Genomic DNA, 13,636 nt, shown 5'->3' on the forward strand with positions numbered 1-13,636 from the left:
CATCAAGACAGGAGTTCACCAGTATGCCCTCGATAGAACTGCACGCCGCGCAACGCGACGAACTGGAAACCATTGAAAACCTGATGCAGTTCTACACCTACGACTTCAGTGAATGGTTGCCGCTGAAACTGAGCGAACACGGCTTTTTCAGCCTTCGCCCCTTGTCGGACTATTGGCAAAAACCCGCCACCCGACCGTTTTTGATCCGGGTCGACGGCGAACTGGCGGGTTTCGTGACCGTGGATGACAACACCCACTTGCCCGGCGCCGATTACAACATCGGCTACTTGTTTGTCAGCCGACGCTTTCGTGGCCAGGGTGTCGCCAGGTTTGTCGTTTCCACCCTCTTGAGCCGATTTCCCGGTCAATGGCAAATTTTCCACATCGAAGCGAACCTGCCTGCTCGGTTGTTCTGGGCCACCGTGATGCCCGATCTCAGCGCAGGCGGTTTTACTCGACATTTCCTCACGGTAGAAGGTTATCCCTGCACCCTTTACCGCTTCGAGGCGCCAGCGCCGCCAGCCTGAGTGACGCCTTTACAGCGCCTTTTTTAATTCCTCCCAGCTTTGTCCGACAATATGTAGTGACTGAAAATAATCACTACAAAACCGTTGACGAGCACGATTTGCCCTTGCATGATGCAGACGTCTCCCCGATCGGGAGTACACGCAACACGCTTGAGCAAGCTCGTCTGACCGCCGAGCTGTTTTTTCCGGATACACGCTGCCCACAAGGCAGATTGAAGAAGCTGACCTGGCCTGAACGTCCAGTACAAGGACGAGAAGCGCTGGCGATCCATCCTCATGAAGCTTGTGGCCGACCTTGAAAACGTCGGCAGGGGCCAAAGGTTATCGCCGCTTCTCTTCGTTGTGACGCTATTGCGTAGCAGTTATTCAACACGACTACATGCAACAGACGCAGGACCTCGTCGCTTATGACGGACGGCTGCTGACGTCCTGGTTTCGGTGCCAGGGATCAACTAACCGATGGGCTACTTGTATTAGCGAATCAACTTTGAAAGATCACCAAATGGTCAAGGGGGCTTTATCATGAATCTGAACAATCAACCTACTATCGAAGAACTGGCTCGTATGTTCGCGGCAAAGAAAGACAGCCACGACAGCCATATCCTGTGGATCAGCAAATCGGGTCAGGTTCATATCGACTGCCTGTCGCCACATGCCCATGAAGCAGAGTTCGACCAGAACAACCAGAACCTGCTCGCCCGACTGAAGATGTACCGTCGCGGCCAGGGCTATGTCGGCAAAAAAGCCGCGGCCGACAAAGACTTCATCGGCAATGTCCTGCAAACGCTGAAACAGGCCTGGGATTCGATGCAGAACAAGAACGAAGTTCGGGTGATTGATCGGTTCTACTAATTGAAATGAGTCATTGTTGACTCATAAATAAAAAGGGCCTGCTCCTGATAAGAGCAGGCCCTTTTTAATGGCTCAATGAAAGTGGGGAATGTTGCCAATCAAGACATACCAGCAGCCAACACCACCTGCACAAAAGCCAAAGCCGCCGCACTGTGATAGTTGTTTTTACGACGCAGTAATGCAGCGCCACGCTGGGGCGCCTCCCCCGCTAGCGGGATCATGCGCAGAGCGCGGTCGCTGGTTGCAATGGGCTCCGGAAGGATTGTAGCCATTGCCGTATGCCGAATGACTTCCAACAGCGTGTTGACTGAATTGACCTCGATCGCCACTTTCGGCGTTATCTGCGCCCGGGTGAAATACTCGTCAATGCAGGTGCGCGTGAAAAAATCTGCGCTGAGTAAGGCAAACTGCAGCTGCGCCACCTGGTCATGGGTCACGGTGTCCCGGCTTTCATACAACGGATGCGCCTGGCCGACCATCAATCCCAGGGTTTCGGTAAATGCAGGAATCGATTCGATATCAGGGTTTCTCACCTGATCAAACGCAATCGCGATGTCCAGAGAGTCCTGCGCCAACCCGGTTTCGATGTCGTCCATCGACAGCTCGAACACCTCCAGGTGAATGTTCGGGTAACGCGCCACGAAATCGCGCACCAGCGGCCCCACCAGGTAGGCCATGAAAGTCGGGGTCATGGCCAGACGCAAAGTGCCCCGGGACAAATCCTTCACGTCGTGCAGCGCACGCTTGCCCGCCTCCAGCTCTATCAGCACCCGCCGAGCGCATTCGATATACGCCTGACCCGCGTCGGTCGGCTTGACCGTACGCGACGTGCGATCGAACAGGCTGACACCCAGGGTCTCTTCCAGTTGCCGGATCTGTTGTGAAAGCGTTGGCTGGGAAACATGCAGGGCTTCGGCCGCACGGGTGAAGCCGCCATGGTCAGCCACGGCCAACAGGTAACGCAGATGTCGCAGCAGCATGCTCAGACCTTTCTATCTATAGGCAGTACTTATGCCTTGCATTGTATATCGGTCTTGGACGCTATGGATTGAACGGAAGAAGATGGCTTCACACCCAGACACTTCCCCCAGCGACAGGAGAACCACCATGCAACAGTCTCACGCCTATAACGATCCAAGCCTGGCCCTGACCACCGCAATTCTCGATGCCAAAGCTCGCAAAAATCTGTCGTGGCAAGACCTGGCTGACGGCACCGGCCTGGGCCTTGCCTATGTCACCGCTGCACTTCTCGGCCAGCATCCACTGCCGCAAAGCGCCGCAGAGGTGATCGGCGAGAAACTCGACCTGGATGCCGAGGCGGTGGCTCGCCTGCAGATCATCCCGCTGCGCGGCAGCCTTGCGGGTGTCCCGACCGATCCGACCATCTACCGCTTCTACGAAATGATCCAGATCTACGGCACCACCTTGAAGGCTCTGGTTCATGAGCAGTTCGGCGACGGCATCATCAGTGCGATCAACTTCAAGCTCGACATGAAGAAAGTCGAAGACCCGGAAGGCGGTTCGCGCGCAGTGATTACGCTCGACGGCAAGTTCCTGCCCCTGCGTCCGTTCTAAGTCGAAAACGGCCCGTACCACCGTGCGGGCCAAATCCGCTCATCCATGAGGACGCCGCCATGAAAGCGCTCATCGAAGGCTTTGTAAAATTCCAGAAAGAAGTGTTTCCACAACGAACCGACCTGTTCAAACACCTGGCCACCACGCAACAACCGGGTACCTTGTTCATCACCTGTTCCGACAGCCGTGTAGTGCCCGAATTGCTGACCCAGCAAGAACCCGGCGAGTTGTTCGTAATCCGTAACGCCGGCAACATCGTGCCCTCCTACAGCCCTCATCCGGGTGGTGTGTCGGCCACCGTCGAATACGCTGTTGCCGTGTTGGGCGTAACGGATATCGTCATCTGCGGGCATTCGGACTGTGGCGCCATGACCGCTGTCGCCAAATGCACCTGCATGGATCACCTGCCCGCCGTCAGCGGCTGGTTGCAGCACGCCGAGTCGGCGAAAGTCATCAACGAGTCACGGCCTCACGTTACGCAAACGGCGAAAATAAGCGCGATGGTGCGCGAGAATGTGATCGCGCAATTGGCCAACATCCAGACTCATCCAAGCGTGCGCCTGGCCCAGGAAAAAGGTCTGCTGAATTTGCACGGCTGGGTCTATGACATCGAAACCGGCTCGATCGATGCACTCGATGGCAGCAGCCATCGTTTTCTGCCGCTGGCTGAGCATCCTGGCACTTGCGCTGTGCCTGGCAAAGCAATGGAAGCGGCCTGATCAAGGCGATGGCGACCGCCATTGCGGCGGTCGCCCAGCTGAATCACTCAGCGTTTGACGCCCAGATCGATCTGGGTCATGCGGCTGCGGATGGTGAACACGCCATCGCCCGAGAGAATGGCACTGCGCGCAAACAGGCGCCCGCTCTCCCAGTTCGACAAACCGAGCTCCGGCTTGTTGAGCGCGTACTGGCCATCGACCCAACGGGTAATGCCATTGCCGACAAAAGGCGCGTTGACTGCGTTGTAGAAACGCTCCTGCGTCGCGGCATCTTCGCTGATCAGCGACACGGTGAACTGCGGGCTGTAGCGGTTGAACAAGGCAATGGCGCTGTCCAGGTCGTCGACGATTTTCAGGCTGACTTCCGGCGTTTCTTCCCACTCCCACTCGCGGCCCAGTTGATCCTCGGGCAACGGCTCGGTCAAGGCTTCGCTCTGGTAGCCTTCGGCGCGGTAAACCTCGACGGTTGCATTGAGCCAATCGGCCGGCAGGCATGCTTCGCTGCCTTCGACGATGTGCAACTTGCAGCCCTGGCCCCGTGCCTTGCCGGCCTGTTGCAAGGCATCGAGAAACACCGGCACCAGTTCGGCGGCGCGGTTGCGATGGATCAGGCAAACATTCAGGGTGTTGCAGACTTTACGGTCGAGGGAGTTGCGCACCACGCTGGCGAAGCGACCGGTATCGGCATCGGTATCAGCGATCAGCCACGCACCACCGGTACCGTGCAGGCTGACAGCCGTTCCGGCCTGTTGCGCGATACTGCCCAACTGGCTGACGGCACGTCCCGAACCACGGGCCACGGCCAGCGACAGGCGCCGGTCGGCAAACATCGCCCAACCGGCTGCATGGTTGACGCTTTCCACCAGTGATACCGCGCCGCTCGGCAACCCGGCATCACTCAATGCCGGATTCAACGCATGGGCCACAATGGTTTGGGCGGTGCCCAGCGCATCGCTGCCGATGCGCAGCACCGCGGTGTTCCCCGTGCGCAAAACACCCGCGGCATCGGCAAAAACGTTAGGTCGACCTTCGAAGACAAACGCGACGATGCCCAGCGGCGACACCACTTGCTCGACCTTCCAGCCGTCGTGCTCGACGCAGCTGATCACTTTGCCACGGGTGGCAGAGGCGTCTCGCCAGGCGCGCAGGCCGGCAATCATGTCGCGACGCATGCGTTCATCGGCCAGCAAACGCGTGGTCGACCGGCCACGGGACTTCGCTCGCTCGATGTCAGCCTGGTTGGCGGCTTCGATCAAGGCCCAGCACTGCGGGGTTTCCAGACGCTGGGCGAACAGGTCGAAGAAGTTGCTGATCGCCTGATCCGACACCACCGACATCGCAGCAAACGCCGCTTGCGCGCGTTCGATTGCCACGGCGGCCGCCTGCTGATCAGCCACCGGGATCAACAGCAACTCGCCGCTGACCTGTTCTACCAGCAAGTGGTCTCCGGGCTGGAAGCGTGCCGCCAGTTCGGGGCTGACCACAGTGACACGGTTACCGGCGAAAGGGATCGGCGTGCCAGCGACTAGACGTTCGAGCGCAAGAGACATGAAGCGGTTTCACCATGCAATGGGCGGGCAGAAAATGTATAGCAAAACACCTGTGTGAGCGAGCCTGCTTGCGATAGCGACCTGACCTGCGGCCTCCACGTATCAAAGTGTGTACAGCCCCGCCCCCGACACAACAAGCCTTAAACCCCCGCGCAAGTGACACAACGCAGATACACCCGCCTGATGAAATTCATCTGTCGCTAAACGGGCACACCTCGCCCGACATCACTGACTTGAAGGAGACACCGTCCATGAATACTTCGATTTCATCGGCCGTCAAAGGCTTGCACCTGAACCTTGATCGCGTCGGCCACTGGATCGCGCCTTTGACGCTGCGAGTGTTCCTGGCCTGGGAGTTCTTCGAGTCGGGGCTGGAGAAATACAACGGTGAAAACTGGTTCGCCGACATTCAAGAGCGCTTCCTGTTTCCGTTTAACCACCTGCCGGCCACGCTGAACTGGGAAATGTCGATGTGGGTGGAATTGATCTGCGCCCTCGCCTTGCTGGTTGGCCTGGCTACACGGTTTTCGGCCATCAGCCTGATTGTCGTCACCATCGTCGCAACCGCCGCCGTGCACTGGCCCGCTGACTGGTCGAGCCTGAGCGAACTGGCCCAGGGTTACTCGATCACCAACAAAGGCTACGGCAACTTCAAACTGCCGCTGATCTACCTCGCCGCACTGCTGCCGCTGCTGCTCTCGGGTCCGGGTAAATTCAGTCTCGATGCGCTGCTGGCGCGGTTCTTCTGGCGTCGCCGTCATAACTGAAAAAAAGGCCGCTATTTGGCATCCCCATTTAGCGGCTTGTAAAACTTGAACAGGCCGATGTTCGCCGTATTGGTATATTCCTTGGCCCAATCCGGTTTAACCGTGCGATCGTGAAAGTACAGCGCGCCTTTGGTGCGATCCGGCAACTGCTTGTTCAGCGCTTTGCGTGCGATCTCCTTGGCAAGGGCGTAAGGCACCTCCTCCTGAACCGAATCGGCACGCCCGTCGCACCACCACGAGAACTGGCAGCTTTTGGTTTCCGAGCCTTGCTTGACCACGCCGCAGACGGTATCGGGAAAGCCATCATGGCCGAGACGGTTCATCACCACGTTGGCCACCGCTTCCATGTCGGCAGCGTCCTTGCCTTTGGCCTCCCAGTAGATCGATCGGGCGAGACACGTGATGGCGTCGTCCAGCGGCGCCTTGCCGGCCGGGTCAACGGCCTGCACTTCAGGCTGGGTAATGGCTTCGGACTTGGGCACCGGTGCCGGGCTGCTGTTCTCGGCAGCCTTTTGCTCCAGCACCTCGGCCTTGTCTTCGGCGACTTTTTGGGTTTGCTGCTGATCGGCGGCCAATGCCGGGCCAGCGAGCAGAATCAGGGCGAAGCAGGTTGTTATCCAGTGTTGGCACATGGTCGGGCGGTACTCTGTAGGCAGTATCGCTAGAGTGTAGTAGTGAAATGATTGCACTTGCGCCACAACTTTCGGGAAAATCCGTTGACTGTGACAAGGCAACTTCGCGCATCATGGCGCAGTCAGCACAAGGAGTTTTCCATGGGTTTTCTACCATCCGCTATGCGCTTTGCCGGTTTGTCGTTGGGAATGCTGTTGGCCGCCAGCGCCGTGGCCAGCGATGAGTCACAGTTGATCGAATCGATCAATCTCTATCGCAGCCAGTTGCAACGTTGCGCCGGTCAGGTTTCATCGGAATTGCCACCACTGGCGGCCGATCCGCGACTGGCACTTTCCGCCACCAGCATTGGCAATCTGCAGCAAGCCATGGTGACTGCCGGCTACCCCATGAAGAACGTGCAGGCGATCAGCCTGTCCGGACCGCGTGATGCGGCATCGGCGATGAAAGCGATTCAGGAAAGCTTTTGCCAGATCGTGCTCGACCCGCAATTTGTCGATGTCGGCGTGAGCCGCCAGGACCGCGAATGGCGAATTGTAGTGGCGCGTCCACTGCTGAGCGCACGCTTGGGCGACTGGCAAGCCGAAGGCCAGAAGTTGCTGGCCGAGCTGAATGCCGCACGCACCAAATCGCGCCAGTGCGGCGCTCAATCGTTCAACGCCACCACACCACTGGCCTGGAACGCCACGCTGGGTGCCGCTGCCGAAACCCACTCACGGGCAATGGCCAACAACAATTTCTTCGATCACAAGGATCGCGACGGCCGCACACCGGGTGACCGCGCGGAACTGGCAGGCTACAACTTCCAGCAGATCGGCGAAAACATTGCCGCCGGGCAGGACACCGTGCGCAAGGTCGTCGACGGCTGGCTCGCCAGCCCGGGCCACTGCGCCAACCTGATGAACCCGCAGTTCAACGAATTGGGCGCGGCGTATGCCAATGATCCGAAGAGCGATGCCGGCATTTACTGGACTGCCATGTTTGGTGCGCAGTGAGCACCTGCCAGCCGCAAGCCCGTCAGCGACCTTACGGATAAATCAATCCATCATAGATCCGCTCGATCACTTGGTTATTAATAGTGATTGGACGCCTATCAACGTTGCTCTTAGCCTGCGCTCAACACTTGCGTCAAAAACGCAAGTCTCTATAAAAGCGCCAAGCGAGGGTGTCATGTCAGAACGGGTCCTGCTAGATGGGTTCTCCCGGCGCGTGGACTATCTGCGGATGTCGCTCACCGACCGTTGCGATTTCCGTTGCGTGTATTGCATGGCCGAGGACATGCAGTTTCTCCCGCGCCAACGGGTGCTGACACTGGAAGAAATCTATCAGCTGGCCGCCAGTTTCGTGGCGCTCGGCACCCGCAAGATCCGCCTGACCGGGGGCGAGCCGCTGATCCGTCCGGGCGTGGTACAGCTGTGTGAAAAGATCGCCGCCCTGCCCGGCCTGCGTGAACTGTGCATGACCACCAACGGCTCGCAATTGGCCAAACTGGCGCAACCGTTGTTCGATGCAGGGGTCAAGCGCCTCAACATCAGTCTCGATTGCCTGGACCCACAGCGCTTTCGCGAACTGACCCGCACAGGTGATCTGGCGCAAGTGATCAAGGGCATCGACGCCGCCAACCAGGCCGGGTTCAGCCATACCAAACTCAATTGCGTGGTGATGAAGGGCCGCAACGACCACGAGATCAACGATCTGGTGAGCTTCGCCATCGATCGTAACCTCGACATTTCCTTCATCGAAGAAATGCCCCTGGGCATCATCGATGAACACAGCCGCGCCGAAGCGTTCTGCTCCAGCACACAAGTGCGCGAGCGGATTGCCGAGCGCTTCACGCTGATTGATTCCGCCGAGTCGACCCAAGGCCCGTCACGCTACTGGCGCCTGGCCGAAGCACCGCAAATTCGCCTGGGGTTCATTTCGCCCCACAGCCATAATTTTTGCGGTACCTGCAATCGGGTGCGACTGACCGTGGAGGGACGCTTGCTGCTGTGCCTGGGCAATGAACATTCGGTGGATTTGAAGGCGGTTTTGCGTAGCCATCCGGGGCATCCCGAACGCCTGGAGAAAGCGATCATCGAAGCGATGAAACTCAAGCCCTATCGACACAATTTCGAAGTGAACGACGATGTTCAAGTCGTTCGGTTCATGAACATGACGGGCGGCTGAAGCTGACGACCGCCAGCCGTATCAGCCATTCCCCATCAACGCACAAGAACCATTGGACGCGATAAATCGTTATCCGTAGCCTGAGCTCAATTCAGTGGCATCGACACCAGGAGCGCAGGCTTGAGCGTCTTACCAAAACAGGAACACTCCACGCCCGAGCCGATCAGCCTGCGCGAAGCCTTGCGCTTCTGGATCAAGCTTGGCTTGATCAGTTTCGGCGGGCCGGCGGGACAGATTTCGATCATGCACCAGGAGTTGGTCGAGCGCCGACGCTGGATTTCCGAGCGACGCTTTCTGCACGCGCTCAATTACTGCATGTTGTTGCCCGGCCCCGAAGCCCAGCAACTGGCGACGTACATCGGCTGGCTGATGCACCGCACCTGGGGTGGCGTGATCGCGGGTGTGCTGTTTGTGCTGCCTTCGCTGTTCATCCTGATCGGCTTGTCCTGGGTCTACATCGCCTTCGGTGAAGTGCCGGTGGTGGCCGGTGTGTTTTACGGGATCAAGCCGGCGGTCACCGCGATTGTGCTGCAAGCCGCACACCGGATCGGCTCGCGGGCACTGAAAAATGGCTGGCTGTGGGGCATCGCCGGCGCCTCCTTCGCGGCGATCTTTGTGCTGAACGTGCCATTTCCGCTGATCGTCCTGGGTGCCGCAGTGATCGGTTACTTCGGCGGCCGACTGGCCCCGGAAAAATTTCGCACCGGTGGCCATGGCGCAACGCAAAAGTCGTTCGGCCCGGCCGTGATCGACGATGACACGCCGCCCCCCGAGCATGCCCGTTTCAGCAGCCTGAAGCTGGCACGCCTGGCGCTGACCGGTGTGATCCTGTGGACACTGCCCATGGCCACCCTGATCGCTTTGTTTGGCTGGGACGGCACGCTCACGCAAATGAGCTGGTTCTTCACCAAAGCGGCGCTACTGACATTCGGGGGTGCCTACGCGGTGTTGCCGTATGTCTACCAGGGCGCGGTCGGTCACTATGGCTGGCTGACGCCGACGCAGATGATCGACGGCCTGGCGCTCGGTGAGACCACCCCCGGGCCACTGATCATGGTGGTGGCGTTTGTCGGGTTCATCGGCGGCTACGTTCTGCAAGTCTTCGGCCCGGACCAGGCCTTTGTCGCCGGTGCCGTCGCTGCAACGCTGGTGACCTGGTTCACCTTCCTGCCTTCTTTCCTGTTTATCCTCGCCGGCGGGCCGCTGGTGGAATCGACGCACAACGAACTGAAATTCACCGCACCGTTGACGGCGATTACCGCGGCCGTGGTCGGCGTGATCCTCAATCTAGCGTGCTTTTTCGGCTACCACGTGCTGTGGCCCAAGGGCTTCGAAAATTCCCTCGACTGGCCCTCGCTGCTGATCGCGATCGTGGCGGCCATTGCCCTGTTTCGCTTCAAGCGCGGGGTGATCGAGGTGTTGCTCGGCGCTGCGATAATCGGCCTTGGCGTACACATGATGCGATGAATGAAACGTTTACACGCATCAGATTCCCCCCTAGTATCCAGACACGCCCGATGGCGGGTCACACCCGCCATCGACGAATCCCAATGCCGGAAACATCCGATATGAACCGCATTGTCAACCTGCCCATGGCCTTGAGCCGTTCCAAACTCCGTCACTCCGCACGTCCGCCGGATAGCACCCTGCTCGCCTGATCGCGTCCCAAACGCGTAGAGCCTCTTCCTTCGCTAATCCTTTGCCTGCATGCCCCGGATCTTTGTATCCGTAGTCGTGCCGAGGCCCGAATCCGTGCGTCCGCAGGACGCCAACGTGAGTGACGAACAATGAAATTCGCAGCCCTTGAAGACGCCCAGACTTTCCTGGCGAACAACCCCGATATCGACATGATCGAGCTGTTCATCCTCGATGCCAACGGTGTGCCGCGCGGCAAACTGTTGCACCGCGAAGAACTGCTGGCGGTGTATGAAAGCGGTCGTCCGCTGCCCAGCACCATCCTCGGCCTGACCTTGCAGGGCGACGACGTCGAGAACTCCGGGCTGGTTTGGGATGTGGGCGATATCGACTGTCGTGCCTACCCGCTCGAAGGCAGCCTGGTGCGCTTGCCGTGGCGGCAGATTCCGACCGCCGCCGTGCAAGTCAGCATGCACCCGCAGGAAGGCAGGCCGGCGAGCATCGCCGACCCGCGCCACCTGCTGATCAACGTGATCGAGCGCCTGAAAGCCCAGGGTTACTACCCGGTGATGGCGTGCGAGCTGGAGTTCTACTTGCTCGATGCCAAGCGCGATCATCTCGGGCGCCCGCAACCGGCGCTGGACGCCGACGGCGGTCGACCGCGACACACGCAAGTCTATGGCCTGCGCGAACTGGAACAGATTGAGCCGTTCCTGGCCGACCTCTACGCGGCGTGCAAACTCCATGGCATTCCGGCGCGCACGGCGATTTCCGAATACGCACCAGGCCAGGTTGAAATCACCCTGGAACACGGTGATGCCTTGCAAGCGATGGATCAGGCGGTGCGCTACAAACGCCTGGTCAAAGCCATTGCACATCAGCACGGCATGCAAGCGACCTTCATGGCCAAACCCTTTGACCATTTGGCCGGCACCGGCATGCACATGCATGTCAGCATCGCCGATGCCGAGGGCCGCAACCTGTTCGCCTGCGAAGACCCGGCCGGCACACCGCTGCTGCGCACGGCCATCGGCGGCATGCTCGCCTCGTTGCTTGACTCGTTGCTGCTGTTTTGCCCCAACGCCAACTCCTACCGGCGCTTCCAGGCCAACAGCTACGCGCCGCTGGCGCCGACCTGGGGCGTCGACAACCGTACCGTGAGCTTGCGAGTTCCAGGTGGCCCGGCCAACAGCAGGCACATCGAACATCGCATCTGCGGCGCCGACGCCAACCCGTATCTGGCGGCAGCAGCGATACTGGCCGGCATTCATCGCGGCATTACTGAAAACCTCGATCCGGGGGAACCGGTAGAGGGCAACGGTTACGCACAAGCCACGCAATTGTTGCCGACCGACTGGCTGACATCGCTGACGGCACTGGAAAACTCGGTGTGGGCGCGGGATGCATTGGGGCAGGAATTTCTCGGGGTGTATCTGGCGGTCAAGCGTGCCGAGTATCGGCAGTTCATGGCTGAAGTGGGTGAGCAGGATTGGCGTTGGTATTTGACTGAGGCGTAAGCCCCTGTAGGAGCGAGCCTGCTCGCGATGAGGTCGTGTCAGCCACCATCACTGGTCAATGACACACCGCCATCGCGAGCAGGCTCACTCCTACAACGACTGCACTCCCCACATTTTCCCCGGACACAGCCATGACTCAACAACGCAGCAATTCCTACTACACCGCCACCCTCAACCAGGACACCGATTACCCGACCCTGCAAGGCCGGCACCGGGTCGATGTGGTAATCATCGGCGGCGGTTTCACCGGCGTCGCCACCGCCGTCGAACTCGCGGAAAAAGGCCTGAAAGTCGCCATCGTCGAAAGCCATAAAATCGGTTGGGGCGCTACCGGACGCAACGGCGGTCAAGTCACCGGCAGCCTGTCGGGCGATGAAGCGATGCGCAAACAGATGCGCCACACCCTTGGCGATGAAGTCGACGATTTCATCTGGCATCTGCGCTGGCGCGGGCATCAGATCATCAAGCAGCGGGTCGAGAAATACGCCATCGCCTGCGACCTCAAGCACGGTCACCTGCATGCCGCTTACAAGCCCAGCCACATGGACGGTCTGCGCAAGGATTACGACGAAGCCGTGCGACGCGGCATGGCTGATGAGGTCAGCCTGCTCGACCGCAGCCAGGTGCGCGACCTGCTGCAAAGCGACCTCTATCACGGCGTAATCAAAAACACCCGCAACATGCACTTGCACCCGCTCAACCTGTGCATCGGTGAAGCGCGGGCCGCAGAGAGTCTGGGCGCGCTGATCTTTGAAAACAGCGAAGTGCTGGAAATCATTCATGGCGATACTCCCGGGGTGCGTACCGCTCACGGCCGCATCGATGCCAATCAGGTGCTGCTGGCCGGCGACGTCTATCACAAGCTTGAGCCGGGCAAGCTCAAGGGCAAGATTTTCCCGGCCATGGGCGGCATCGTCACCACCGCGCCACTGGGGGATCTGGCGAAACAGATCAACCCCGAAGACCTGGCCGTGTATGACTGTCGTTTCGTGCTCGACTACTACCGCCTGACGGCCGATGGTCGTTTGCTGTTCGGCGGTGGCGCCAATTACAGCGGCAAGGATTCACGGGACATCGCCGCCGAGCTGCGTCCGTGCATCGAGCAGACGTTCCCGGCACTCAAAGGCGTGGCCATCGATTACCAGTGGAGCTGCGCGATGGGTATCGTGATCAACCGCATCCCGCAATTGGGCAAGCTCTCGGACAATGTCTGGTATTGCCAAGGCTACTCCGGCCACGGCATCGCCACCAGCCACATCATGGGTGAAATCATGGGCCGTGCGATCACCGGGCAGCTTGAGCACTTCGACACCTTCGCCGCCTGCCAACACATCCGCGTGCCGATGGGCGACTTGCTGGGCAATCCGATGCTGGCGGCGGGCATGTGGTATTACCAGATGCTTGAGCGATTGCGCTGAGTGGTTCGAGCCGGCATTGATGTTGTTTGTGCCGGCCTCATCGCTGGCAAGCCAGCTCCCACAGGTTCAGTGGCGTACACAAAAGCTGTGTTGAACGCGGTCATTGTGGGAGCTGGCTTGCCAGCTCCCACAGGTTCAGTGGCGTATACAAAAGCTGTGTTGAACGCGGTCATTGTGGGAGCTGGCTTGCCAGCGATGAGGCCGGCAAACTCACCGCACCTCTGCCGGCAGTCACACAGCTTGCACCACCTCAATCCCCAACCCGCGGTAATCCTCG

The 13,636-nt window shown here is 59.4% G+C and carries 13 protein-coding genes; 10 read left to right on the forward strand and 3 right to left on the reverse strand.

What is annotated here, in order from left to right; translation table 11 throughout:
- Window positions 1–23 precede the first annotated feature (23 nt).
- Together D8U18_RS15345 and D8U18_RS15355 are read left to right on the forward strand one after the other, a co-directional pair.
- Complete coding sequence (locus D8U18_RS15345) at window positions 24–527, forward strand: GNAT family N-acetyltransferase (RefSeq protein WP_056853478.1); 504 nt, start codon at window positions 24–26, stop codon at window positions 525–527.
- A gap of 522 nt (window positions 528–1,049) precedes the next feature.
- Window positions 1,050–1,379, forward strand: a complete 330-nt coding sequence (locus D8U18_RS15355; RefSeq protein WP_056853476.1) for a hypothetical protein — start codon at window positions 1,050–1,052, stop codon at window positions 1,377–1,379.
- Window positions 1,380–1,477: 98 nt separating this feature from the next.
- On the opposite strand, the gene cynR is transcribed toward D8U18_RS15355, so the two are convergent.
- Window positions 1,478–2,359 carry a transcriptional regulator CynR gene (cynR, locus tag D8U18_RS15360; protein WP_056853475.1) on the reverse strand — a complete coding sequence of 294 codons (882 nt, stop codon included), beginning with the start codon at window positions 2,357–2,359 and terminating at the stop codon, window positions 1,478–1,480.
- A gap of 127 nt (window positions 2,360–2,486) precedes the next feature.
- On the opposite strand from cynR, the gene cynS reads away from it, so the two are divergent.
- Window positions 2,487–2,954 (forward strand): cyanase, encoded by a 468-nt coding sequence (cynS, locus tag D8U18_RS15365; protein ID WP_056853474.1) that lies wholly within the window; start codon window positions 2,487–2,489, stop codon window positions 2,952–2,954.
- Between the two features lie 59 nt (window positions 2,955–3,013).
- The gene (locus D8U18_RS15370) at window positions 3,014–3,673 is read left to right on the forward strand and encodes a carbonic anhydrase (protein ID WP_056853473.1); all 660 of its coding nucleotides are present in this window, start codon (window positions 3,014–3,016) and stop codon (window positions 3,671–3,673) included.
- 47 nt (window positions 3,674–3,720) lie between these two features.
- Here the strand turns inward: D8U18_RS15370 and D8U18_RS15375 are convergent, their stop codons facing one another.
- On the reverse strand, window positions 3,721–5,223 hold the full coding sequence (locus D8U18_RS15375) for an aldehyde dehydrogenase family protein (protein ID WP_131107919.1): 1,503 nt from the start codon (window positions 5,221–5,223) through the stop codon (window positions 3,721–3,723).
- Window positions 5,224–5,474: 251 nt separating this feature from the next.
- Between D8U18_RS15375 and D8U18_RS15380 the strand changes: the two genes are divergently transcribed.
- Complete coding sequence (locus tag D8U18_RS15380) at window positions 5,475–5,990, forward strand: DoxX family protein (protein ID WP_056853471.1); 516 nt, start codon at window positions 5,475–5,477, stop codon at window positions 5,988–5,990.
- Window positions 5,991–6,001: 11 nt separating this feature from the next.
- Here the strand turns inward: D8U18_RS15380 and D8U18_RS15385 are convergent, their stop codons facing one another.
- Window positions 6,002–6,622: a cell wall hydrolase gene (locus D8U18_RS15385; RefSeq protein ID WP_056853470.1), complete on the reverse strand. Its 621-nt coding sequence runs from the start codon at window positions 6,620–6,622 to the stop codon at window positions 6,002–6,004.
- Between the two features lie 141 nt (window positions 6,623–6,763).
- Here D8U18_RS15385 and D8U18_RS15390 point away from each other — a divergent pair, with 141 nt between their 5' ends.
- The 5 genes from D8U18_RS15390 to D8U18_RS15410 all read left to right on the forward strand — a co-directional run bounded on the left by D8U18_RS15390 (window position 6,764) and on the right by D8U18_RS15410 (window position 13,359).
- Window positions 6,764–7,615: a CAP domain-containing protein gene (locus D8U18_RS15390; protein WP_056853469.1), complete on the forward strand. Its 852-nt coding sequence runs from the start codon at window positions 6,764–6,766 to the stop codon at window positions 7,613–7,615.
- Window positions 7,616–7,790: 175 nt separating this feature from the next.
- The gene (gene moaA / locus D8U18_RS15395) at window positions 7,791–8,789 is read left to right on the forward strand and encodes a GTP 3',8-cyclase MoaA (RefSeq protein ID WP_056853468.1); all 999 of its coding nucleotides are present in this window, start codon (window positions 7,791–7,793) and stop codon (window positions 8,787–8,789) included.
- 120 nt (window positions 8,790–8,909) lie between these two features.
- Window positions 8,910–10,256, forward strand: a complete 1,347-nt coding sequence (chrA, locus tag D8U18_RS15400; RefSeq protein ID WP_131107920.1) for a chromate efflux transporter — start codon at window positions 8,910–8,912, stop codon at window positions 10,254–10,256.
- Window positions 10,257–10,576: 320 nt separating this feature from the next.
- Window positions 10,577–11,941, forward strand: coding sequence for a glutamine synthetase family protein (locus D8U18_RS15405; protein ID WP_056853466.1), 1,365 nt, complete (start codon window positions 10,577–10,579; stop codon window positions 11,939–11,941).
- Window positions 11,942–12,072: 131 nt separating this feature from the next.
- A complete protein-coding gene (locus tag D8U18_RS15410; protein ID WP_131107921.1) occupies window positions 12,073–13,359 on the forward strand; it encodes an FAD-binding oxidoreductase in 1,287 nt (428 codons plus the stop codon).
- Window positions 13,360–13,636 lie beyond the last annotated feature (277 nt).

Source organism: Pseudomonas sp. Sample_10 (assembly GCF_004321495.1).
In the GTDB taxonomy this organism is placed as follows: Bacteria; Pseudomonadota; Gammaproteobacteria; order Pseudomonadales; family Pseudomonadaceae; genus Aquipseudomonas.

What these genes read in the sequence shown, in the direction of transcription:
- D8U18_RS15345 (WP_056853478.1), top strand. Translation starts at nt 24, where the DNA reads ATGCCCTCGATAGAACTGCACGCCGCGCAACGCGACGAACTGGAAACC.
- D8U18_RS15355 (WP_056853476.1), top strand. Translation starts at nt 1,050, where the DNA reads ATGAATCTGAACAATCAACCTACTATCGAAGAACTGGCTCGTATGTTC.
- cynR (WP_056853475.1), bottom strand. Translation starts at nt 2,359, where the DNA reads ATGCTGCTGCGACATCTGCGTTACCTGTTGGCCGTGGCTGACCATGGC.
- cynS (WP_056853474.1), top strand. Translation starts at nt 2,487, where the DNA reads ATGCAACAGTCTCACGCCTATAACGATCCAAGCCTGGCCCTGACCACC.
- D8U18_RS15370 (WP_056853473.1), top strand. Translation starts at nt 3,014, where the DNA reads ATGAAAGCGCTCATCGAAGGCTTTGTAAAATTCCAGAAAGAAGTGTTT.
- D8U18_RS15375 (WP_131107919.1), bottom strand. Translation starts at nt 5,223, where the DNA reads ATGTCTCTTGCGCTCGAACGTCTAGTCGCTGGCACGCCGATCCCTTTC.
- D8U18_RS15380 (WP_056853471.1), top strand. Translation starts at nt 5,475, where the DNA reads ATGAATACTTCGATTTCATCGGCCGTCAAAGGCTTGCACCTGAACCTT.
- D8U18_RS15385 (WP_056853470.1), bottom strand. Translation starts at nt 6,622, where the DNA reads ATGTGCCAACACTGGATAACAACCTGCTTCGCCCTGATTCTGCTCGCT.
- D8U18_RS15390 (WP_056853469.1), top strand. Translation starts at nt 6,764, where the DNA reads ATGGGTTTTCTACCATCCGCTATGCGCTTTGCCGGTTTGTCGTTGGGA.
- moaA (WP_056853468.1), top strand. Translation starts at nt 7,791, where the DNA reads ATGTCAGAACGGGTCCTGCTAGATGGGTTCTCCCGGCGCGTGGACTAT.
- D8U18_RS15405 (WP_056853466.1), top strand. Translation starts at nt 10,577, where the DNA reads ATGAAATTCGCAGCCCTTGAAGACGCCCAGACTTTCCTGGCGAACAAC.
- D8U18_RS15410 (WP_131107921.1), top strand. Translation starts at nt 12,073, where the DNA reads ATGACTCAACAACGCAGCAATTCCTACTACACCGCCACCCTCAACCAG.